Raw genomic sequence first — 21,046 nt, 5'->3', positions numbered from 1 at the left:
CCCGATGTTCGGTTAGCGTTGTGTGGGTCCGGCAGCCGATCGACCGATGACGATCTCGTCGGTCGGATCAGCGTCGCGCATAGATCTCCGCCGGATGACAGCAACCAGCACGGCGGCAGCGGTAAGAATAGCGAACACTCGCTCCGGCGCGGGACCAATCCGTGTCGCCAGCGTGTTGCTAGTACGCAGTGGGAGCTCCGAGACCAAGGCGGCAGGCACGAACAACGGGGTTTCCTGCCGCACGCTGCCGTCGGCGGCGATAATGGCGCTGACCCCCGAGGTGGCGGCCACGACCAGCGCCCTGCCGTGCTCGACGGCACGGATGCGCGACATGGCCAGCTGCTGGTAGGTCATCTCGCTGGCACCGAATGTCGCGTTGTTCGTCGGCACCGTGAGCAGTTGGGCGCCCGCGCGCATCGCGTCCTCGAACGAGCGGTCGAAGGCGACCTCATAGCAGGTGGCGACGCCGATGTCGACGCCGGCCGCATGCACCACGCCGTCACCGTCGCCCGGCACGAAGTATCCTGCTCGGTCGGCGTACTCCGAGAACAGCCGGAAGAAGCCGCGCATCGGGAGGTACTCACCGAACGGCTGGATGATCTTCTTGTCGTGCCGCTCACCCGGGCCCGCCGCGCCGCTCCACACGATCACGGAATTGGTCGTGGTCCGGTCGGAGTTCACCAGCACCGCACCGACCAAGATCGGTGCTCCGATCTGCTCGGAGGCCGAAGTGATCAGGGCGGCGGCATCAGCGTTGCGGAGCGGATCGATGTCCGAGGAGTTCTCCGGCCAGATGACCACGTCGGGTTTCGGCACACGGCCCGCCGTGACGTCCCTTGCCAGCTCCTCGGTGCGCCGGACATGGTTGTCCAACACGGCGCGCCGCTGCTCGTTGAAGTCCAGCCCCAGCCGCGGCACACTGCCCTGGATCGCGGCGACCGTGATCGTCCGTTCGCCTTCTTCCGGACCAGGCAGCGCAGAACGAAGCAGCAGTCCGGCGGCGGGCATGATGACCAAAGCAATTGCCGCGGCGGCCGAACCGAGCCGTGTGACCACAGCCGGTGCATGGTGGGCGACCCCGCCCGACACCCTTGTCGTGGCGTCGACGGCGGCGTTCGTTCGGCGCACACCACCGGACGTCCGGCCCGACCACACTTGTCGCGCCAACGCGGCGGCCCCGGTTCCGGTGAGCGCTACAGCGAATCCCACCAGCGGCGCGCCGCCGACCGCTGCGAGCGGCAGAAACCATCCGTCGGCTTGGCCGAATGCCACACGGCCCCAGGGAAAACCACCGAAGGGAAAGCTGGACCTCGCCCACTCCGCCGTCGTCCAGGCCAGCGCGACCCACAGCGGCCAGCCCGGCAGTGCGCCGACGAGCCGGGCTACCAGGCCGAATACGCCCAGGTACACCGCGCAGACGGCGGACAGCGCCAGCCACGGCAGCGGCCCGACATAGATTCCGGTCCATGGCAGTAGCGGAACGAAAAAGCCCAGCCCAGTGAGAAACCCGTAACCGAAGCCCGCGCGTAGACGTCCGTTCCCGCGCACGGTAAGGGTGAGCACCGCGATGCCCAAGGGTGCGAGGAACCACCACGGCCGAGGCGGGAAGCTCCCGAACAGCAGCAGCCCAGCGAGGATCGCCGCAGCCGACCGCGACAGCACCGGATACCGGCACACCGCGATGGACACCGACCGCCATAGCCCTGCCGCTCGCTCACGCGGCCCCGCGCGCCATCGTTCACCCGGCATAAATCGTCGCTCCTCGGTGCACGGTGCGCAGACAGGTCGGCAGCGGTGAATCCGAATTCAGCGGCGGCAATCCCGGGACGCGCGACCGCGGATCGGTGGACCAGCGCTGGACCGAATCCGCGGCTGCGGCGACGACCAACTCGGTGGCATCCCAGACTGCGTAGGACGCGGGAGCGCCGGGGACGAGGGTGCCTGCCACACCGTCCCGGACACCGCCCGCACGCCAGGCACCGCGGGTAGCCGCAGCGAAGGCGGCACGCGGGGAGAGGCTGTGCCCCGATGTGCGGTGGGTGGCCGCGGCGCGCACCGCCGACCACGGGTCGAGCGCGGTGACCGGGGCATCGGAGCCGATCGCCAGGGCGACACCGGCGGAAGCCATGGCGGCGAAGGGGTTCAGCGTCGCGGCGCGGTCGGCGCCCAGACGCGCGGCGTACATGCCGTCCCGACCTCCCCATGCCGCGTCGAATCCCGGTTGCACGCTGGCGATCACGCCCCAGGCAGCGAGTTTCGCGATGTGCTCGGCGTCGATCAGCTCGGCATGTTCGACCCGGTGTCCGAGGGCGGCGACAGCGGGACCGCCGAGTTCAGCGGCTACCCGGCCGAAACCGGTGACGATCGCATCCATGGCGGCGTCGCCTATCGCGTGGAAGCCTGCCTGGATGCCCGCCGTCGTGCAGGCGCGGACATGGTCTGCGATGGCCCCGGCATCGAGATAGCTCCGGCCGGAACCGGACTCGTCGGCGTACGGTTCCCGCAGCCACGCAGTGTGCGAGCCGAAGGAGCCGTCTACGAAGAGATCGCCGCCCAGCGCCTGCACGCCGAGATCATCGACCAGGGCGCGCGCCTGCTCGGCACTGCGCACCGCCTCGCCCCAGTACGCCCGGACCTCGACGCCGTGGTCGAACTCGAGCAGTCCACGAACGTCGTTCCGACCCGAGATCTCCGGGCCCGCACACTCGTGCACCGCGACCACGCCATGCGCCGCCGCGTGGTCCAGCGCCGCCGCACGCGCCCGATCCCGTTGCGCCGCCGACAGACTCGCGAGTGCGGCGGTGCGCACCAGATGGTGGGCCGCGGCGCGCAAGGGCTCGCCGCGGGTGAACCCGTCGGTCGAGGCCAGCTCAGGGTGGGTATCCAGCAACGCCGAGGACGCCACGGCGGAGTGCGCGTCCACGCGCGAGAGGTAAACGTGCCGACCGGCACCCACCGCCTCGTCGATCTCGTCGGTCGTGGGCGGCCGGCCCTCCGGCCACATGGTCTCGTCCCAGCCGTCCCCCAGGACGGCTCCCTCGGGCCGGGCGGTGGCGAACTCGCGCAGCAGTCGTAGACAGTGCTCCAGCGAACGGGCACCCGCAAGGTCGAGGCCGGTCAGCTTCAAGCCCAGCGCGGTGACGTGCACGTGCGGATCGACGAACGCGGGAGTGACGAAGGCACCGTCGAGGTCGATGATCTCCGCGTCCGGATGCAGCGCACGTCCCGGTTGTTCGGCGCCCAGCCACACCACGGTCCCGTCGGTCACCGCCATCGCGGTCGCGTCAGGTGAACTCGCACTGTAGAAACGACCGCCGATCAGCAACTGGGTACTCACGAGGCACCAGTCTGCCGTATGTCCGACTCCGAGGTTCCGGTCAGCCGTTCAGTGCAGCGGCGGCGACAGATCCTCCGGCTGGGCCAGCACCGCCATCACCTCCGCGTACTTCGGCGGCGCCTCGCCTGCTCCGCTCGGCACCGCGGAGGCGCAGCCCGCATCCACGGCGATCAGCTCCAGCCGCAACGCTGCGGCCGTGAAACCGGAAATCGACTGTCCCGCAGCGGCCGCCGCTTGTCGTACCGCGGCGGCCAGCTCCTCGCTCACCGTGACGGTGAGTTGCTCGGTGGCCATCGCGACACGATAGCCCTTCGGGCGGCAACGCGGAACCGGTGGTCGCGGACTTCACAGCTCACGGTCGGGTGAGCGCGCGCCGGGCGTTGCCCTGCCCGTCGTCGTACCACTGTTGCACCACGGCGCCGTCGATCACCTCGTCGCCGTCGATGACGACACCGCGGTAGGGCGCTGCGGCGGCGAGGCTGCCGAAGCGTCGCGCGGCGAACGCCGTGACCAGCGGACGCACCAGGAAACGCGTCGGAGGCAATAGCAGGAGCAGGCCGAACAGCGAGGTGACCAAGCCGGGAAGGAACATCATGAAACCGCCGGCCGCGACAAGCGCGCCATCGGCGACAGCGGTGCCCGGCGCGATCTCGCCGCGACCGGCCCGCCGGAACTGCTCGAACACGCGCCGCCCCTGCGAGCCGACCAGCAGCATGCCCGCGGCGGACCCAGCGATCAGCAACAGGATAGTCGGTACGACACCGAGCAACTGACCGACCGCGACCAGCGCGGCGATCTCGACGATGACATACAGCACGAACAGCAAGGCAGCCATGGCGATCCTTTCGGACGATCTACCCCTGTCAACGCCCAACGGCCGCGTTTTTCTCCCGAATCAGCCTGATAGGAGGCTGAGATCCGGCCGCACATCAGCCGCCGGGACGCACCAACCCGGTCTCATAAGCCAGGACGACCGCCTGAACCCGGTCGCGTAGACCGAGTTTGGTGAGCACACGGCCCACGTGCGTCTTGACCGTGGCCTCCGACAAATACAGCTGCTCGGCGATCTCGGCGTTGGAACGCCCGGCCGCGATCTGCTCGAGCACTTCGCGCTCACGGGCGGTGAGGACCTCCAGCACGCCGGGGTCACGCATCCGCGCCGGATCCTCGGCGATGAGCCGTCCCAGCAGACGCTTGGTGACCTTGGGCGAGACCACCGCGTCACCGGCGGCGACGCTGCGGATAGCCGAGATCAGGTCCTCCGGCGGCGTGTCTTTCAGGAGAAATCCGCTCGCCCCCGCCCGCAGCGCACCGAGCGCGTGCTCATCCAGGTCGAAGGTCGTCATCACGAGCACCCGGCTACCGTGCCCGGCCTCCATGATGCGCATGGTGGCGGCGACCCCGTCGACGACGGGCATCCGCACATCCATCAGCACGACATCCGGCCGCAGTTCCGCCGCCTTGATGACGGCAGCGGCACCGTTGGCCGCCTCGCCGATCACCTCGATGTCCGGGTGTGCGCCGAGCACCATTTTCAGCCCCATACGCATCAGTTCCTGGTCATCGACAACGAGAACGGTGATCGGCACGACCCCAATCTAACGGGCCGCGTCCGCGTCCCCCTCGCCCTGCGGCGCTTCGAACCGGCCCACATGCCCGAACCGATGTGTTGCCATAGCCGACTCCGCATGGGGGCAATGGTTCTGCAAGCCACCGTATCCCCCGAGGACGCGCCGCGAATCATTCCGTCGGGCCGGCCTGCAGCGGGATACTCGCGCGCACCCGCCAGGCGCCATCGGAATGGCGGCCCGCGTCCAGGTCGCCGCCGAGCACGGCGACGCGTTCGCGCATACCGACCAGCCCGAGCCCACTGCCCTTGATCCGGTCAGCCGGTTCCCGCAGTGGCAGCCCGCCGGTGTCGGTGACGTCGATCAGAACGTCGGAGTCGGTGCGGCGGACGCGAACCCACGCCTTGGGGTGCGGGCCCGCGTGCCGCAGCGTGTTGGTCAGCGATTCCTGCACAATGCGATGCACGCCGAGGCTCACCTCGGGCGCGATGTCGTCGAGTTCGCCGGTGAGCTCGAGCTCCACGGCCAAGCCGGTGCCGCGCATCATCTCCACGACCTTGGCGATCCCCGCGGTGCCGTGCTGAGGCAGCTGGTCGGGCGCGTGCTCCGTGCGCAGCAGCGCCACCGTCCTGCGTAGCTCCCGCAGCGCCTCGCGGCCGGTGCTCGCGATGGCGGTCAGCGCCTGTTCCGCGGCGTCCGGGTCTGAGCGCAGCGCGTATTTCGCGCCGTCGGCCTGCACGATGATCACACTCACCGCGTGCGCGATCACGTCGTGCAGTTCGCGAGCGATGCGGGTGCGTTCAGCCGAGACGGCGTCGTGCGCGCGGCGCTCCTTGTCGTAGTCGGCGACCGCCAGCCGGGCGGCGACCTCGGTGTCGTAGGCGTGCCGCGCACCGATGAATTCCGCGAGCGTCCAGCACAGCGCGAAGAACATGACCGTGAAGATGATGTCGGACCCGGCGGATTCGGCGATCGCCGTGATCGACAGCGTGATGTTCACCACCAGTCCGAGCCCGTACCACAGCCCCTCGCGCCGCCCGACGTAGGCGACCAGCGTGTAGAGCATGATGCCCTGCGACAACAGCGCGATGTGGTCGGGATGGTCGGCGGAAAGGAAGCCGACCAGTGATGTGGTCATCGACAGCGCGAGCGTGCAGACCGCCATGGATCTCGGGTACACCCGGCGCAACGCCACCGGCAGCGGAAGCAGCACGCCGATGGCGAGATAGGCGATCTTGTTGTGCGCGTTGCCCACACCGAGGATCTCGAGCAGCAGGAGCATCGCGGCCAGCACCGAATCGGCGATGATGGGTTTGCCGCGAAGCCACAGACTGAACCGACGCACGAGCTCAGCCTAGGTGCGCCCGGCTCAGGGCCTGGAACCTCTACCGCGCGGGAACATCGTCGCGGCTTATCAGGTGCGGCGAGAGCGCGCAGGGCCGCGACTCCCGGGTGGCATCGTCTGCCGTCCCGCCGACGCGGGCGAAGCGCACGGACCGGCGGTCTGGTTGTCTGGCGCGGTGGAGATCGGTGACTGGGCAGTTCTGTTGACGGCGGCGACGGCGGCTGGATGGGTGGACGCGGTGGTGGGCGGCGGCGGGTTGATCATCCTGCCGATGCTGTTCCTGGTGGCGCCCGGCATTGCCCCGCAGACCGCGCTGGGCACCAACAAGCTCGCTGCGGTCGCGGGAACGAGCGCCTCGGTCGCGACCTTCGCGCGCAAGGTGCCGATGCGCTGGCGGGTCCTGCTTCCCGCCGCGGTGATCGCCGCGGTAACAGCCGGGATCGGCGCCGCCGCGGTCTCGCTGATCGACCGCGATCTGTTCATTCCGATCGTGATGGTGGTGCTCGTCGGTGTCGCCGTGTTCGTCACGATGCGTCCGTCGATCGGTATGACGTTGGCCACGCATCCGCCGACGCGCCGCAAGGTCGTCCTCACAGTGGCGCTGGCGGCCGGGTTGATCGGGTTCTACGACGGCCTGCTCGGCCCCGGCACGGGAACGTTTCTGATCATCACATTCGCCACCCTGCTCGGCACCGAGTTCGTGCGAGCCGCCGCCATGGCGAAGGTGATCAACTGCGGCTCGAACATCGGCGCACTGATCTTCTTCGGTGTGACCGGCCACATCCTCTGGGTGCTCGGCGCGACGATGGCAGTAGGCAACGTGCTCGGTGCCGTCGTCGGCTCGCACATGGCGCTGCGCAAGGGTGCCGAGTTCGTGCGCATCGTGTTGCTGGTGGTGGTCGTGGGGATGGTGATCCGTTTGGGGTGGCAGCAGTTCGGTTGATCAGCCGACCGGCTCGACGCGGTGGGAAGCGAGCCACGGTTGCGCGTGCCGACGTCCGCCGCGGCGGCGATGTCCGCCACCGTGGTCTCCTCGTAGCCTCTCGTCTCGAACAGCTCGGCTGCGGCCTCGAGGAGAGCTCGGCGGGTACGGTCGCGTTTGCGGTCACGGAGGGCGGATGGCGGCACGCGGGCACAGTACGGCATCCGGTAAGCAACACGCGGTAGCCACGGTGTCGCGCGTGCCGTTCGTAGTGCGCCACTGGCTGATCCATGTGCCCGGCACGCGAGGCAAGATCGCACGCATGTCTTCCCGCCACCGACACCCGCGCTCGGAGCGGCAACGACTAGGTTGGTGTGGGTGAGCATCGCGACTTCCAAGGATGTGGACGCCGAGTTCCTCGGCCTGCCACTGACCACGCTCGCCGACGCCGCCCTCACCGCGGCGACAGCGGCCGGCGCCGAGCACGCCGACCTGCGTGTGCACCGGTTGGTCACGCAGTCGATCCGGTTGCGCGACGGTCGTGTCGAGGCCGTCACCGACAGCACCGAGCTCGGGTTCGCCGTACGCGTGATCGTCGACGGCACTTGGGGTTTCGCCTCCCACGCCGCGCTCGACCCGGGCACCGCCGCCGAGGTGGCCCGCACCGCGGTTACCGTCGCGACCACGATGCGCGCGCTCAACCGCGAACGCGTCGAACTCGCCGCCGAGCCGCGTTATAACGACGTGCGCTGGGTATCTGCTTACGACCTCGACCCATTCGGCGTGCCGACCGGAGAGAAGGTCGCTCTGCTCCAGGACTATTCCGAACGTCTGTCGCATGCCGACGGAGTCGATCACGTCACCGCGAGCGTGCTGCAGGTCAAGGAGCAGACCTTCTACGCCGATACCGCGGGATCCTCGATCACCCAGCAACGGGTGCGGCTGCATCCGAGTCTCGAGGCGATCACGGTGGACACGGCGGCGGGAGTGTTCGAGACGATGCGCACGCTGGCCGCGCCGGTGGGCCGCGGCTGGGAGTACGTCACCGGCGCGGACGGAACCTGGGACTGGGACGGCGAACTCGCCCACATCCCGGAATGGCTGGCCGAGAAGGTGAAGGCACCCAGCGTGCGGCCTGGTCCGACCGATCTTGTCATCGATCCGACCAACCTGTGGCTGACCATTCACGAATCCATCGGCCACGCCACCGAATACGACCGCGCAATCGGCTACGAATCCGCCTACGCCGGCACCTCGTTCGCGACGCCCGACCAGCTGGGCACGCTGCGCTACGGTACCCCGATCATGCACGTCACCGGCGACCGCACCGAAGCGCACGGGCTGGCCAGCGTCGGCTACGACGACGAGGGTGTCGCCGGGCAACGCTGGGATCTGGTGCGCGACGGCATCCTGGTCGGCTATCAGCTCGACCGAGTGTTCGCCCCCCGCCTGGGCCTGGAGCGTTCCAACGGCTGTTCGTACGCGGACTCGGCCCATCACGTGCCGATCCAGCGAATGGCGAATGTCTCGCTGAAACCCGACCCGGACGGCGACACCAGCACCGAGGAGCTGATCTCCCGGGTGGACGACGGCATCTACATCGTCGGCGACAAGTCGTGGTCGATCGACATGCAGCGCTACAACTTCCAATTCACCGGACAGCGGTTCTTCCGCATCCGTGACGGCAAGCTGGACGGTCAGCTGCGCGACGTCGCCTACCAGGCCACAACCACCGACTTCTGGGGCGCGATGGAGGCAGTCGGCGGACCATCGACCTGGCAGCTCGGCGGGGCGTTCAACTGCGGCAAGGCACAGCCTGGGCAGGTGGCGGCCGTGAGCCACGGCTGCCCGTCGATTTTGGTGCGCGGCATCAACATTCTGAACACCCGGACGGAGGCGGGACAGTGACCGACAATCTGATCCCCGCAGGTGCGGTCGTCGAGCGGGCGCTCGGGTTGTCGCGCGCCGACGAGGCGATGGTGATCGTGCGCGACGAGCACGAAGCTTCGCTGCGCTGGGCCGGGAACTCGATGACCACCAACGGGTCGTCGGTGGCGCGGACGTGGGCGATGATCTCGGTATTCCGCGAAGGGCCCACGCACGCCCGGGTCGGCATGATCGGCTCCTCCAGCGTGGACCCCGACGACATCGAGCCGGTGGTGCGCGCCAGCGAGGACGCCGCGCGCACCGCCGAGCCCGCCAGGGACGCCATGCCCCTGCTGGAACCGAATGCCGCGCCCGACGACGACTGGGCCGCCGCACCGGGCAGCACCGGAATCGAGGTGTTCACCGACCTCGCCCACGACCTCGCCACCGGTTTCGACGGCGCCGACCGCCTCTACGGTTTCGCCCACCACCAGGTACACACCACCTGGCTGGGCACCTCGACCGGCATCCGTCGCCGTTTCGTGCAACCGACCGGTTCGGTGGAGGTCAACGGAAAGCGCGGCGCGGGTGCAGAGCTGGCCAGCGGCTGGGTCGGGGTCGGGACCGCCGACTTCACCGACGTCGATGTGTCGGGCCTGCTCGCCGAGCTGTCCCGCCGGCTGGACTGGGCCAAGCGCAAGGTCGAGCTGCCCGCGGGCCGCTACGAAACCCTGATGCCACCGTCCACCGTCGCCGACCTCATGATCTATATGGCCTGGGCGATGGAGGGTCGCGGTGCGCACGAGGGCCATACGGCGTTCGCGCGGGCGGGCGGCACCCGAATCGGCGAGCGTCTCACCGACCTTCCACTCACCCTCTACTCCGACCCGTACGCCACCGGGCTGGAATACTGCCCGTTCGTCGTGGCGCCCGCCTCGTCGGAGTCGATGTCGGTATTCGACAACGGACTGCCCGCCGAGCGAGTCGACTGGCTGCGCGAGGGCGTGATCGAATCGCTGGTCTACCCGCGCGCCACCGCCGCCGAATTCGGCGCCCCCACCACGGTTCCCGGTGAGAACCTGCTGTTGACCGGCGGGGCCGACGTCACCCTCGACGACATGATCTCCCGCACCGAGCGCGGCCTGTTGCTGACGACCCTGTGGTACATCCGCGAAGTCGATCCGGCGACGCTGCTGCTCACCGGCCTGACCCGCGATGGTGTGTACTTGGTGGAGAACGGCGAGGTCACCGCCGCGGTCAACAACTTCCGCTTCAACGAGAGCCCGCTGGATGTGCTGCGGCGGGCGACCGAGGCGGGCGCCACCGAAATCACTCTGCCGCGCGAATGGAAGGATTGGTTCACCAGAACCGCCATGCCGCCCTTGCGAATTCCCGACTTCCACATGTCGTCGGTCAGCCAGGCGACCTGAGCGGCGCGATCATACCCGGAAGGTGGTGCGTTTCAGCTCGTCCTCCGGTGTGGTGCTGACCTTTCGAAACCGAACCTGTCGCGCTGTAAGCTTCGGAGCCGGGAACCGATCAAGCGGCCAGGGTGATCTCGACGCCGATGGTGCCGGATTTCCCGCGACGCAAGTTACTGACGAGAATGATCAGTGGCGCGGTGAGCCAGTACTTGCGCCGCAGCAGTTTGCGCACCCGCTCGGTGCCGTCGGCCTCGAGGATGCGGCCGGTGCCCTCGACGACCTCGCCGTGCGGCTTGCCGGACGCGGTGCACGGCTGCAGGGTGACCGCAGGATTGCGGCGTAGCCGCTTGACCTTCCAGCTGTCGGTCACCGTCCAGATGTATAGCTTTCCGTTCTCGGCGACTGCCCAGACCGCGGTGCCGACCGGGCTGCCGTCCTTGCGGAAGGTGGTCAGCAACACATAGTCGGCTTCGGCGACGGCCGCCAGCGAGTTCGTCATGAGGGCAGCCTATCCGCCGCCGACGCCGGAGGCGCGCCGCTCTCCGGGCCGAGACACGCCGCCGCACCCTGTTCTTGTCGCGCCCGCGAGGAATTCTCCACGTCCGGTCTCCCCACCACGAAACCCGACCTCGCTCGGCTCCGCTCGGGTGAGAGAACACCGGACCTCGTGTCTTACTCGGGCAACTGGTACTCGCCCTTCTCCAGCCGTGCCAGCACCCCCTCGGTCCACCCCGACAGGTTCCCGAACACACCGCTCCACAGCTCCAGCAGATCTGTTGCGTGCGGCGCATCGTAGCGCCCCGGGAAGGTCGGGATCATGTCGAGCAGGCTGGCCCGCACCTCCTCGCTGCGGCGGCGCTGTTCGCGCAACTTCTCGATGACGTGCGCTCGGGGCAGCGCGTCCATGAAGGCAATCCCCGCGCCCAGTTCCTCCATGTCGATGCTCACCAGCGCCTCGTCCATGAGCTTGCGGAACTCGGCCTCGCCCTCCTCGGTCAACTCGAACAGCGTGCGCCCTGGTCCCTGGCTGCTGCCCTCGGTGCCGAAGGCGCTCAGCTTTCCTTCCTGGGTGAGCTGTTTGAGCGCATGGTAAATGGATCCGGGTTTGACGTTCGTCCAGGTCTCGGCGCGCCAGGACAGCAACTCTCTGCGCACGGCGTAGCCGTAGGTGGGCTGATGGAGGCGCATCACCCCCAGTACCAACAGGCGCACGGCCGACATGGCAAGCCTCCTTCCTGATCGGAAACGTCATAGTAGTCAAGTTTGACTTCCCGGCAAGAGGGACCCTAACCTGCAACTAGTCAAAATTGATTACTGCAGGGAATGGGAGGGGCTCTATGGCCGACACAGCGGTACCGCAACTCTGGACCGGCGACCTGGCCGGCACGCTGGATTTCTACAAGACACTCGGCTACACCGTGACCCACGAGCAGACCCGCCCGTACGTCTACGGCGCGGTGCAAGACCATGGTTGCGCCCTGCACTTCGTGCCCGCACCCAAGGACACCGCGCTGCCCATCGAGCATGTCGGCTGCCTGGTGATGGTCGATGACGTGGCGAGCAGACATCAGACGTTCACCGCGGCACTGCGCGCCCGCTACGGCAAGGTGCCCGCGAAGGGCTACCCGCGGATCACCCGCTTCCGGCCGGGCCAGAGCCGGTTCACCGTGGTCGATCCGGCAGGCAACGCAGTGATCTACATCCAGCACGACGAGCCCGAAGAGGTGGAATACGGCGGCTCGAAAGAGCTCGAGGGACTGGCCAGGGTATTGGACAACGCCCGCATCCTGCGCGACTTCAAGATCGACTACAAGGCCGCGTTCCGCGTACTCGAGGTCGGGCTCGGCCGGTTCCGCGCCGAGGCTTCCCGACTGGATCGAGCCAGGGCGCTGGCGGCGCTCGCCGAACTTTCCGTCGCGACCGACGCACCCGACCGCGCCGAGCAGTTCCGTGCCGAACTACGCGCGATGGAGCTGTCCGACGAGGAACGGATTGCTGTCGCCGACGAGCTTCGCGCCTCCGACGACCTCGCCGCCTGGCTGTCCGAGAAGTGATCCCCGGGGCCGACGGCGTCACGCCGCGCGCGTCAGCACCTCCGGGCCGTCCGGGGTGATGGCCACCGTGTGCTCGGAATGCGCGGTGCGCGAGCCGTCCGCCGAGCGAATGGTCCAGCCGTCGGGACCGGTAACGATGCTGTCGGTCGTGCGCGCGAACCACGGCTCGATCGCAATGGTGAGCCCTGGCCGCAGGCGATAGCCGCGGCCGGGGCGTCCGTCGTTCGGCACATGCGGGTCTTCATGCATGGTGCGACCGAGGCCGTGTCCGCCGAATTCGGTGTTGACCGGATAGCCGTGGTCGCGCGCGACGGCGGAGATGGCGGCGGAGATGTCGCCGATATGGTTGCCCGGCACCGCGACCGCGATGGCGGCCGCGAGGGCCTCCTCGGTCGCGCGGACGAGCCGCACATCCTCGGCCGCCGCGGACCCGACGACGACCGAGGTCGCAGAGTCCGCAACCCAGCCCTCGATCCCGACGGCGAGATCCATACTCAGCACATCACCGTCCCGCAGCACATAGTCGAACGGAAGCCCATGCAGCACAGCGTCGTTCACCGAGAGGCAGACGGTGTTGCGGAACGGCCCACGCCCGAACGAGGGCGTGTAGTCCCAATAGCAGGATTGCGCGCCGCGCTCGCGAATCCGCTCACGCACGTGAGCCTCCAGCTCGAGCAGGTTCACCCCGACCCGTGCCCGCTCACGCAATTCCGTGAGCACGTCGGCGACGAAGCACCCCGCCACCCGCATCCGCGCGATCTCCGCGGGACTCTTCAACTCGACCATCGAACCCTCCAGTGCCGGTATTTTAATACCACCCTAGCGGCATGGGTATTTTAATACCATCTTGCGGTATAAAAACACCGCTCATACTCTGGTCGCATGGTCCGTCTCCCGTTGACCCCGGCGCAGATCGACGCAGGCCGCCGCCTCGGGTCCGCTCTGCGCACCGCCCGCGCCGATCGTGATCTCACCGAAGTCGCACGGGCGGCCGGGATTTCGCCGGAGACACTGCGTAAGATCGAGACCGGCAGACTTCCCTCCCCCGCCTTCGGCACCGTCGTGACGCTCAGCCAGGTCCTCGCACTCCCCCTTGACGATCTCGCCGATGCCTGGCGCTCGGCCGGGCTGGCCGAATCGGCCTGAGCGTCAGTCGCCGACAACCTTCTGATCGATCGCGACGCCGACGGAGGCGTCCGCCCCGCGCAGCAGCTTGTGCCCGCGAATGGCCAGCGTGCCAATGATGCCGTAGGTCGTCGGATTGGTCCAGACGACGATCCGGTCGCCAGGGCTGGCGTGACCAACTGCTGCGCTTGGCGTAGACCCCAGGGAGTGGGACTCGTTCCGGCGACCTAGCGGTGGGTTGGCAGAAGTTCGATCTTCGATACCCCCGGCAGCCGTTCCACCCGCTTGCTCAGATTCTGTTGCTCATGGTCGGTACCGCAGATGTCATAGTCGACAATCCAGGTGTTCGACGCACCGATTCGCCGCACGTCCAACGCCGTGACCCGGCAACGGGGCGTATCGAGTAGGTGCGCGATCCTCACCACACCCGCGAACCCATCTTCGACGGTTACGCGATACGTCACCGCCGTCCCGCTGTTCCCATGCCGACCGCGGGTGGCGGGCAGCCCGGGACGCTTCGTCGTCCTCCAAAGTTCCTGGGATTGCCGTTGAACCGCCGGGCCGAATCCGACTTGGTGTCGGTTGTCGAGGTCTTGCGGCTCGCGATTGACATCGTGGACTCCCGATCCGGTCATGTCAGTCCTTTGGGGTTGTGACCGGATCACGGTGTGGTCGGGGTCTTGCGCTCGTGATTCGGAGCGCAAAATACGCGATACCATTCACTCCGCGCGCCGGACCCGTCGAGTGTGTCGCGCTTGGTCGAGAAGATCGTCAGGACATCTCGCAGATGATGCGGGTGGGCAATACCCGCAGACCGACCGCGAAAACTCACTACGGCGACCCGCCGGCCGCCCACCGCCGAGCATCGGTCCTGCTCACCCGCGACCGCGATCTTCTGGAGCGACGCAAGTTCTGTTATCGGCGCCCAACGCCAGGCCGAGCAGCAGCGCGGACTGCGGCACAGCTTCTGGCCGATCGAGCTGCCGCCCCACCGTGGCTACGTGTCGGCAGCAGCGGCACTTGCGAACAGCTTTCCGGCAGCGAACGATTAACTGTGCGGCGGTTGCGTTCGCGGGCCGTGTGGTCGCGCACCCTCGGTGGACCACGACGCGTTGGCCTCCGCGATATTGCGGGGTGATCGCTCCACACGAGGAGGGTTCGATGTTCATCCAAGTCATTCAAGGCAAAGTCTCCGATGTCGACGGACTACGTCGATGCATGGATCGGTGGACCGAGGAACTGCAACCGGGAGCTGTCGGCTACCTCGGAACGACCTGGGGACTGTGCGACGACGGAACATGCATAGCGTTGGCAAGATTCGAGTCCGCGGACGCGGCGCGACGGAATAGTGCGCGCCCGGAGCAAAGCGCATGGTGGGCCGAGACCGAAAGATGTTTCGACGGGCCTGTCACATTCATGGACTGCTCCGAGGTCACGCAGTGGATGGGCGGCGGCTCCGACCAGGCCGGCTTCGTGCAGATCATGGAGGGCCATACTCGCGACGCAGGCCGAATGCGCGAACTGGAGACGCAAGCCAGCGATCGTTTGCACGAAGTCCGCCCAGAGATTCTCGGCGGCACCTTGGCGACATACGGCAGCGACGGATTCGTCGAGGCGGTGTACTTCTCTTCCGAAGCCGAAGCGCGCGCCCACGAGAAGATGGAGATACCCGACGATCTGAGGTCGCTGTTCGAGGAGGAGAACCAGCTCATGCGCGAGGTCACATACTTCGACTTGCATGAGCCGATGCTGGTGTCGCCACGAAGGTAGCAGCACCCGGTCCAGCGGCCCGAAGAGTCAGGGCGCCCACCCCAGAATCGATCGGGCCGCCACGCGGGCCGCGGCGGGATCGGCGGCGACCAGCGCCGCGGCCGCGGCGAGCTCGCAGTTCTCTCGGGTGACCGCCGACAATCCCGCTCCCACCGCGGCGACAGCACTCGCGGCCGCGGACAGGGATCCGACGCCGAGGCCGACCAGGACACACGCCAAAGCCGGGTCGGCCGCGGCTTCACCGCACACCCCGACCGGCTTGCCGAGGGTTCGCCCCGCGGCCGCGGTGCGCGCGACCAGAGACAACACCGCCGGCTGCCAGGGGTCGGTAAGGGCGGCAAGTGCCGGAGACATCCGGTCGGCGGCCATCGTGTATTGCGCAAGGTCGTTGGTGCCGACGGATAGGAAGTCGACGTGCCGGAGAATCGACTCCGCGGTCAGCGCGGCGGCGGGCACTTCGATCATCGCACCGGGCACCAACCCGCGCTGCCGAACTTTCGCGGCGAAGGATTCCGCTTCGGCCGCGGTCGAAATCATCGGCGCCATGACCCACGGAACAGGCCGGCGGCCGACTGCGGCTCGCGCGATGGCGTCCAGTTGCCGGTCGAGGATGCCACTGTCCCGGGCGGCGATGCGGATCCCGCGCACCCCGAGCGCGGGATTCGCCTCGTCGGGATGGTCGGCGAACCGCAGCGGCTTGTCCGATCCGGCGTCGAGGGTCCGGATCACCACTTTCGCTCCGGAATACGCGTCGAGTACGGCACGGTAGATCTGCTCCTGCTCGGACACGCTCGGTTCGGTTTCCCGGTCCAAGAAACACAATTCGGTGCGAAACAGACCCACACCCTCGGCCGGTGTCCGGCGCGCCGCGCGGGCCCCGGCGCCGTCTTGGACGTTCACCAGGACCTCCACGCGGTGACCGTCCGCGGTGGCACCTGGCCCCGTCCAAGCCGCGTCGCGGGCGGCGCGTGCACGGAACTCCTCGATCGCCTGTGCCGCGAGGCGGGGATCTGGATCGACGACGACTTCACCGGACGAACCATCCAACAGCACCCCCGCGCCCGCCTCGACCTCATCGAGCCCGGCGACCGCGACGACACAGGGAATGCCTAGCTGGCGCGCGATGATCGCCGTATGGCTGGTGGGCCCGCCCAGCGACGTCGCCAAACCGATGATGAGCGCCGGATCGAGTCCGGCCGCATCCGCCGGAGCCAGGTCGTCCGCGAGCAGTATCGCCGGCCGCGCGGGTACCGGAATTCCGGGCTCCGGCACGCCGGCCAGCTCCGCGACCACCCGGTCGCAGACGTCCCGCAAGTCCGTGACGCGCTCGGCCATCAGGCCGCCGAGTTTTGTGAACACCTCCGCGAACTGGTCCGTGGCCGCGACCGCTGCCGCCCGGGCGGGCGTGCCCGCGGCGATCAGCTTCTCGGCGGCACCGAGCCAGCCACGGTCGGTGGCCATCGCGGCGTCAGCCGTGAGCACCTCCGCCGCCGCGCCGCTGGCGCGCGCGGCGCGTTCCCGCAATCGAGCGGCAACGGTGGTCGCCGCGGCATGGAACGCGGATAGCTCTGATGCCCGATCGGGCTCTGGAACCGGGTCCGTCGACACCTCGACGCTCAGTCGCGGAATTGGACGGACCGCGGCCGCGAGCGCGACCCCGGACACCGCCGGAGTACCGCGCAGCACCATGGATCCTGCCTTTACCTGCAACGACCTGGTCATCCGTCGTCTCCTCCGTGCCATTGCCGAGCAAGTCCCGTTTCATACTCGCCCCACTTCCGATGTGATCCAGAATACTCGAACACCTTGACAAAGCAACATATACAGATATAAAACAACATAAATCAACATCAAGCCCGGGAGGATCGGATGTACGCCGAGGAACGGCAGCAGGCCATCGCCACGCTGGTCGGGCAACGGGGGCGGGTGTCGGTCACCGATCTGTCCGAGCAGTATGGCGTCACCACCGAAACCGTGCGGCGTGATCTCGCGGCGCTCGATCGGATGGGGCTGATCCGACGGGTGCACGGCGGCGCGGTGCCCGCCGCCGCACTGACCGCGATCGAACTCGGCACCGGCGAACGCGAACACAGCCACGCCGCGGAGAAGGACCGCATCGCCAAAGCGGCATTGGAATTCCTTCCGCCGACCGGCGGCAGCGTCCTGTTCGACGCGGGCACCACCACCGCGCGCGTCGCCGCGCTACTGCCGACGGATCGAGAGCTCGTCGCGGTGACCAATTCGGTTCCGATCGCCGCCCGGCTCAGCGGGCACGCCGCGGTGCGGTTGCATCTGCTCGGCGGGCGCGTCCGTGGCGTCACCCAGGCCGCCGTCGGGCCGGAAACCCAGCGCATGCTCAGCGAGCTACGCGTCGACGTCGCGTTCATCGGTACCAACGCGCTGGCCTCCGGACACGGCCTGTCCACGCCGGATATCGACGAGGCCGCGGTCAAACGCGTCATGGTCGCCAGTGCGCATCGCGTAGTCGTCGTCGCCGACTCGAGCAAGGTCGGCCGGGAGGATCTCGTGCGATTCGCGGCCATCGAGGACATCGACGCCCTGGTCACCGACACCGACCTGGTGCCATCGGTGCGCAACGAGCTCACTGAGTACGGCATCGAGGTGGTCACCGCATGATCCTCACGCTGACCGCCAATCCCAGCATCGACCGCACCGTCACCCTGACCGGACCGCTGCACCGCGGAGCGGTCCACCGCGCCGCCGCGGTGAGCTCGCATCCCGGCGGCAAAGGCGTCAACGTATCGCGCGTGATCGCCGCGGCCGGCCATGCCACCATTGCCGTGTTGCCCGGCAACGAAGGAGATCCGCTGCTGCGGGAACTCACCGACGCGGGCATCGCGTACCGCGCCGTAGCGACATCCGGCTCCGCGCGGACCAATCTCACGGTCGCGGAAGTCGACGGAACCACCACGAAGATCAATGAGCCAGGGTCCGCACTGACCTCCGCGTGCACGGAGGCACTGGCCGAGTCGCTCGATAGTCTCGCGGCCGCCGCGTCCTGGGTGGTGTTGTCGGGCTCGCTGCCCCCGGGGGTGCCCGCCGACTGGTACGTCAGACTGCTCCGCCGGTTGCCGGGGATCCCGGTGGCGGTCGACGCCTCCGATGGCCCGCTGCAGGCGCTCGCCGCCGAATTCGGCTCGGCCCCACCGCGATTGCTGAAACCGAACACCGACGAGCTGGCCCAGATCACCGTTGGCAACCCCGCCGACCTGGAGGATCCGATTGCCGCCGCCCACGCCGCCGCGACCCTGGTCGACCGCGGCGTCGGTGCGGTACTCGCGACGCTCGGCAAGACCGGAGCGGTACTGGTGACGGACGAGGGCGCCTGGTTCGCGGCGGCGCCGCCCGTCACACCGCGCAGCACCGTCGGCGCGGGCGACTCGTCGCTGGCCGGCTATCTGCTCGCCGAATTCGACGGCGCCGGACCGGCCGAGCGGTTGCGACACGCCGTCGCGTACGGCAGCGCCGCCGCCGCGCTGCCCGGCACCGGCCTACCCGGCCCGCACGACATCGACCTCGACGCCGTTTCCGTGACGGCGCTGAATTCTCTGCACTATAGCTAGAAGGAGGCCACAGTGGCCGACTCGATCATCACCCAGGACCTGATCACCCTCGACGTCGATCTCGGCACCGGCAAAGAATCGGTGATCGCCGCGCTCGCCGAACGCCTGGCCGGCGTCGGCCGCGCGGCCGACGCCACGGCGCTGCGCGACGCCGCACTGGCACGTGAATCCCAATCCGCGACCGGTCTTCCCGGCGGCATCGCGATTCCGCACTGCCGCGCCGGGACCGTCATCACGGCGTCGGTCGCGTTCGCCCGGCTCGCTCCGTCGGTCGATTTCGGCGCCCCGGACGGCCCTGCCGACCTCGTCTTCCTGATCGCGGCGCCGGAGGGGGCCGGCGCCGAGCACATGAAGTTGCTGTCGGGTCTGGCTCGGGCACTGGTCAAACCAGAGTTCGTCGGTGACCTGCGCGCTGCGGCCACGGCCGCCGACATCGTGACCCTGGTGGAGGCCGTGTTCGGCCCGCCGAGTCCAGTGACGGGCTCGCAGCGCACACCCACCGTCGCCGACACCGCACCGGCTAGCACGACCACGGCGGCCGAGGACGAGGAGCAAGGCGCCGAGCGGGCGATCGTGGCGGTCACCGCCTGCCCGACCGGTATCGCGCACACCTATATGGCCGCCGACTCCCTGGTCGCCGCGGGTAAACGCGCCGGGGTGACGGTACACGTGGAAACTCAGGGTTCGAGCGGCAGTACTCCACTCGGCCACGCGACTATCGCGGCCGCCGCCGCGGTCATCTTCGCCACCGACGTCGGAGTGCGCGGGCGCGACAGATTCGCGGGCAAGCCTGTCGTGGAATCCGGGGTCAAACGAGCGATCAACGAACCCGATGGCATGATCGCCGATGCGCTCCGCGCCGCGGACGATCCCGCCGCAGCGACCGTCGCCGATTCGGAGTTCGGCGAAAAGCCCTCCACCGCACCGGCTCCCGGCGCCATCGGGTGGGGCACTCGGCTGCGGCAGATCCTGCTGACCGGCGTCAGCTACATGATCCCGTTCGTCGCGGCGGGCGGCCTGCTCATCGCGCTCGGCTTCCTACTCGGCGGCTACGAGATCTCCGAGAAGGCCAAGTCCATCGTCCTGGACAACTCGCTCGGCGCGCTGCCCGACGGCGGTCTGGCCACCTACCTCGGTGCGGTCATGTTCCAGCTCGGCTCACTCGCCTTCGGCTTCCTGGTCCCCGCACTGGCCGGCTACATCGCTTTCGCCATCGCCGACCGGCCGGGCCTCGCACCCGGATTCACCGCCGGAGCGGTCGCGGTCTTCGTCGGCGCCGGGTTCCTCGGCGGTCTGGCGGGTGGAGTGATCGCCGGATTCGCGGCCCTGTGGATCGCGAAACTTGCTGTCCCGCGGTGGGCCAGGGGGCTGATGCCGGTCGTGGTGATCCCGCTGTTCGCGTCGCTGGTCGTCGGCGCGGTGATGTTCATCGTGCTCGGCAAACCACTCGCCGCCGTGACCACCGGACTCACCAACTGGCTCAATGGCCTGTCCGGCACGTCGGCGGTGTTCCTCGGCATCATCCTTGGGTTGATGATGTGCTTCGACCTCGGCGGACCGGTCAACAAGGCCGCCTACTCGTTCGCCGTCGCCGGTCTCAGCGTCACCGACACCGCCTCCCTGCGCATCATGGCCGCGGTTATGGCCGCGGGCATGGTGCCTCCGCTGGCCATGGCGCTGGCCACTACGATCAGGCCCGGCCTGTTCACCACCGCCGAACGCGAAAACGGCAAGGCCGCGTGGCTGCTCGGCGCGTCCTTCATCTCCGAAGGCGCGATCCCCTTCGCCGCCGCCGACCCGCTGCGCGTCATCCCATCCATGATGGCGGGCGGCGCCGTGACCGGAGCGCTGATCATGACCACCGGCACTACGCTGAGCGCACCGCACGGCGGCATCTTCGTCTTCTTCGCCGTGGGACACCTGCTCTGGTTCCTCGCCGCACTGGCTGCCGGAGCGGTCGTCGGAGCACTCTGCGTCACGGTGGCCAAAGAACTCGTCCGGGCTCGTCCTGCCACCTCCCCCGCAACCGTCACCGTTGTATAAACCCGTCC

Annotated in this window: 20 protein-coding genes and 1 pseudogene; 9 read left to right on the top strand and 12 right to left on the bottom strand. The window is 68.5% G+C overall.

Annotated elements, in window-relative coordinates; genetic code table 11:
- Positions 1 to 12: 12 nt before the first annotated feature.
- From lnt to AB0H00_RS07410, 6 genes are all read right to left on the bottom strand, one after another.
- Positions 13 to 1,749: an apolipoprotein N-acyltransferase gene (gene lnt / locus AB0H00_RS07435; RefSeq protein WP_357262246.1), complete on the bottom strand. Its 1,737-nt coding sequence runs from the start codon at positions 1,747 to 1,749 to the stop codon at positions 13 to 15.
- Complete coding sequence (locus AB0H00_RS07430) at positions 1,739 to 3,337, bottom strand: amidohydrolase family protein (RefSeq protein ID WP_357262243.1); 1,599 nt, start codon at positions 3,335 to 3,337, stop codon at positions 1,739 to 1,741. Before AB0H00_RS07430 ends, lnt begins: the two co-directional genes overlap by 11 nt.
- Positions 3,338 to 3,385: 48 nt before the next feature.
- The gene (locus tag AB0H00_RS07425; protein ID WP_357262240.1) at positions 3,386 to 3,631 is read right to left on the bottom strand and encodes a hypothetical protein; all 246 of its coding nucleotides are present in this window, start codon (positions 3,629 to 3,631) and stop codon (positions 3,386 to 3,388) included.
- A 58-nt stretch (positions 3,632 to 3,689) separates the two neighbouring features.
- On the bottom strand, positions 3,690 to 4,172 hold the full coding sequence (locus tag AB0H00_RS07420) for an FxsA family protein (protein ID WP_357262237.1): 483 nt from the start codon (positions 4,170 to 4,172) through the stop codon (positions 3,690 to 3,692).
- Between the two features lie 94 nt (positions 4,173 to 4,266).
- Positions 4,267 to 4,926, bottom strand: coding sequence for a response regulator transcription factor (locus AB0H00_RS07415; protein ID WP_357262235.1), 660 nt, complete (start codon positions 4,924 to 4,926; stop codon positions 4,267 to 4,269).
- A 151-nt stretch (positions 4,927 to 5,077) separates the two neighbouring features.
- Positions 5,078 to 6,250 (bottom strand): histidine kinase, encoded by a 1,173-nt coding sequence (locus AB0H00_RS07410; protein WP_357262232.1) that lies wholly within the window; start codon positions 6,248 to 6,250, stop codon positions 5,078 to 5,080.
- Between the two features lie 175 nt (positions 6,251 to 6,425).
- Between AB0H00_RS07410 and AB0H00_RS07405 the strand changes: the two genes are divergently transcribed.
- Positions 6,426 to 7,193, top strand: coding sequence for a TSUP family transporter (locus AB0H00_RS07405; protein WP_357262455.1), 768 nt, complete (start codon positions 6,426 to 6,428; stop codon positions 7,191 to 7,193).
- 56 nt (positions 7,194 to 7,249) lie between these two features.
- On the opposite strand, the pseudogene AB0H00_RS07400 reads toward AB0H00_RS07405, so the two are convergent.
- A pseudogene (locus AB0H00_RS07400) lies at positions 7,250 to 7,396 on the bottom strand (TetR family transcriptional regulator); the annotation flags it as partial.
- 160 nt (positions 7,397 to 7,556) lie between these two features.
- Here AB0H00_RS07400 and AB0H00_RS07395 point away from each other — a divergent pair.
- Both AB0H00_RS07395 and AB0H00_RS07390 read left to right on the top strand, forming a co-directional pair.
- Positions 7,557 to 9,080, top strand: a complete 1,524-nt coding sequence (locus AB0H00_RS07395; RefSeq protein WP_357262452.1) for a TldD/PmbA family protein — start codon at positions 7,557 to 7,559, stop codon at positions 9,078 to 9,080.
- 8 nt (positions 9,081 to 9,088) lie between these two features.
- Complete coding sequence (locus AB0H00_RS07390) at positions 9,089 to 10,468, top strand: metallopeptidase TldD-related protein (protein ID WP_357262449.1); 1,380 nt, start codon at positions 9,089 to 9,091, stop codon at positions 10,466 to 10,468.
- A 109-nt stretch (positions 10,469 to 10,577) separates the two neighbouring features.
- On the opposite strand, the gene AB0H00_RS07385 is transcribed toward AB0H00_RS07390, so the two are convergent.
- Positions 10,578 to 10,961, bottom strand: a complete 384-nt coding sequence (locus AB0H00_RS07385) for a PPOX class F420-dependent oxidoreductase (protein WP_357262229.1) — start codon at positions 10,959 to 10,961, stop codon at positions 10,578 to 10,580.
- 173 nt (positions 10,962 to 11,134) lie between these two features.
- Entirely contained in the window at positions 11,135 to 11,683 is a 549-nt protein-coding gene (locus AB0H00_RS07380) for a PadR family transcriptional regulator (RefSeq protein ID WP_357262226.1), read from the bottom strand.
- 116 nt (positions 11,684 to 11,799) lie between these two features.
- Here AB0H00_RS07380 and AB0H00_RS07375 point away from each other — a divergent pair, with 116 nt between their 5' ends.
- A complete protein-coding gene (locus AB0H00_RS07375) occupies positions 11,800 to 12,516 on the top strand; it encodes a glyoxalase (RefSeq protein WP_357262223.1) in 717 nt (238 codons plus the stop codon).
- Positions 12,517 to 12,534: 18 nt separating this feature from the next.
- Here the strand turns inward: AB0H00_RS07375 and map are convergent, their stop codons facing one another.
- A complete protein-coding gene (gene map, locus AB0H00_RS07370) occupies positions 12,535 to 13,302 on the bottom strand; it encodes a type I methionyl aminopeptidase (protein ID WP_357262222.1) in 768 nt (255 codons plus the stop codon).
- A gap of 96 nt (positions 13,303 to 13,398) precedes the next feature.
- Here map and AB0H00_RS07365 point away from each other — a divergent pair, with 96 nt between their 5' ends.
- Positions 13,399 to 13,662 carry a helix-turn-helix transcriptional regulator gene (locus AB0H00_RS07365; protein ID WP_357262219.1) on the top strand — a complete coding sequence of 88 codons (264 nt, stop codon included), beginning with the start codon at positions 13,399 to 13,401 and terminating at the stop codon, positions 13,660 to 13,662.
- A gap of 206 nt (positions 13,663 to 13,868) precedes the next feature.
- Here the strand turns inward: AB0H00_RS07365 and AB0H00_RS07360 are convergent, their stop codons facing one another.
- Positions 13,869 to 14,105, bottom strand: coding sequence for a hypothetical protein (locus AB0H00_RS07360; protein WP_357262216.1), 237 nt, complete (start codon positions 14,103 to 14,105; stop codon positions 13,869 to 13,871).
- A gap of 697 nt (positions 14,106 to 14,802) precedes the next feature.
- On the opposite strand from AB0H00_RS07360, the gene AB0H00_RS07355 reads away from it, so the two are divergent.
- Positions 14,803 to 15,411: a hypothetical protein gene (locus AB0H00_RS07355; protein ID WP_357262213.1), complete on the top strand. Its 609-nt coding sequence runs from the start codon at positions 14,803 to 14,805 to the stop codon at positions 15,409 to 15,411.
- A gap of 27 nt (positions 15,412 to 15,438) precedes the next feature.
- Here AB0H00_RS07355 and AB0H00_RS07350 read toward each other — a convergent pair whose 3' ends face one another.
- Entirely contained in the window at positions 15,439 to 17,133 is a 1,695-nt protein-coding gene (locus tag AB0H00_RS07350) for a putative PEP-binding protein (RefSeq protein WP_357262210.1), read from the bottom strand.
- 147 nt (positions 17,134 to 17,280) lie between these two features.
- Here AB0H00_RS07350 and AB0H00_RS07345 point away from each other — a divergent pair, with 147 nt between their 5' ends.
- Genes AB0H00_RS07345 through AB0H00_RS07335 form a run of 3 tightly spaced genes read left to right on the top strand, consistent with a single transcriptional unit; the run spans position 17,281 to position 21,038 of the window.
- Positions 17,281 to 18,048 (top strand): DeoR/GlpR family DNA-binding transcription regulator, encoded by a 768-nt coding sequence (locus AB0H00_RS07345; RefSeq protein ID WP_357262207.1) that lies wholly within the window; start codon positions 17,281 to 17,283, stop codon positions 18,046 to 18,048.
- Positions 18,045 to 18,995: a 1-phosphofructokinase family hexose kinase gene (locus tag AB0H00_RS07340; RefSeq protein WP_357262204.1), complete on the top strand. Its 951-nt coding sequence runs from the start codon at positions 18,045 to 18,047 to the stop codon at positions 18,993 to 18,995. Before AB0H00_RS07345 ends, AB0H00_RS07340 begins: the two co-directional genes overlap by 4 nt.
- Before the next feature lie 12 nt (positions 18,996 to 19,007).
- Positions 19,008 to 21,038 carry a fructose-specific PTS transporter subunit EIIC gene (locus tag AB0H00_RS07335; protein ID WP_357262201.1) on the top strand — a complete coding sequence of 677 codons (2,031 nt, stop codon included), beginning with the start codon at positions 19,008 to 19,010 and terminating at the stop codon, positions 21,036 to 21,038.
- Positions 21,039 to 21,046: the final 8 nt, after the last annotated feature.

The sequence above is a fragment of the Nocardia sp. NPDC023852 genome (genome assembly GCF_040639505.1).
GTDB lineage: Bacteria > Actinomycetota > Actinomycetes > Mycobacteriales > Mycobacteriaceae > Nocardia.
The sequence above is the reverse complement of the archived record's forward strand: the minus strand, read 5'-3'. Positions and strand labels throughout refer to the sequence as shown.

Excerpts from the sequence above, each read along its gene's own strand:
- lnt (WP_357262246.1), bottom strand. The coding sequence starts at position 1,749 with ATGCCGGGTGAACGATGGCGCGCGGGGCCGCGTGAGCGAGCGGCAGGG.
- AB0H00_RS07425 (WP_357262240.1), bottom strand. The coding sequence starts at position 3,631 with ATGGCCACCGAGCAACTCACCGTCACGGTGAGCGAGGAGCTGGCCGCC.
- AB0H00_RS07420 (WP_357262237.1), bottom strand. The coding sequence starts at position 4,172 with ATGGCTGCCTTGCTGTTCGTGCTGTATGTCATCGTCGAGATCGCCGCG.
- AB0H00_RS07385 (WP_357262229.1), bottom strand. The coding sequence starts at position 10,961 with ATGACGAACTCGCTGGCGGCCGTCGCCGAAGCCGACTATGTGTTGCTG.
- AB0H00_RS07380 (WP_357262226.1), bottom strand. The coding sequence starts at position 11,683 with ATGTCGGCCGTGCGCCTGTTGGTACTGGGGGTGATGCGCCTCCATCAG.
- AB0H00_RS07375 (WP_357262223.1), top strand. The coding sequence starts at position 11,800 with ATGGCCGACACAGCGGTACCGCAACTCTGGACCGGCGACCTGGCCGGC.
- map (WP_357262222.1), bottom strand. The coding sequence starts at position 13,302 with ATGGTCGAGTTGAAGAGTCCCGCGGAGATCGCGCGGATGCGGGTGGCG.
- AB0H00_RS07365 (WP_357262219.1), top strand. The coding sequence starts at position 13,399 with ATGGTCCGTCTCCCGTTGACCCCGGCGCAGATCGACGCAGGCCGCCGC.
- AB0H00_RS07355 (WP_357262213.1), top strand. The coding sequence starts at position 14,803 with ATGTTCATCCAAGTCATTCAAGGCAAAGTCTCCGATGTCGACGGACTA.
- AB0H00_RS07350 (WP_357262210.1), bottom strand. The coding sequence starts at position 17,133 with ATGACCAGGTCGTTGCAGGTAAAGGCAGGATCCATGGTGCTGCGCGGT.
- AB0H00_RS07345 (WP_357262207.1), top strand. The coding sequence starts at position 17,281 with ATGTACGCCGAGGAACGGCAGCAGGCCATCGCCACGCTGGTCGGGCAA.
- AB0H00_RS07340 (WP_357262204.1), top strand. The coding sequence starts at position 18,045 with ATGATCCTCACGCTGACCGCCAATCCCAGCATCGACCGCACCGTCACC.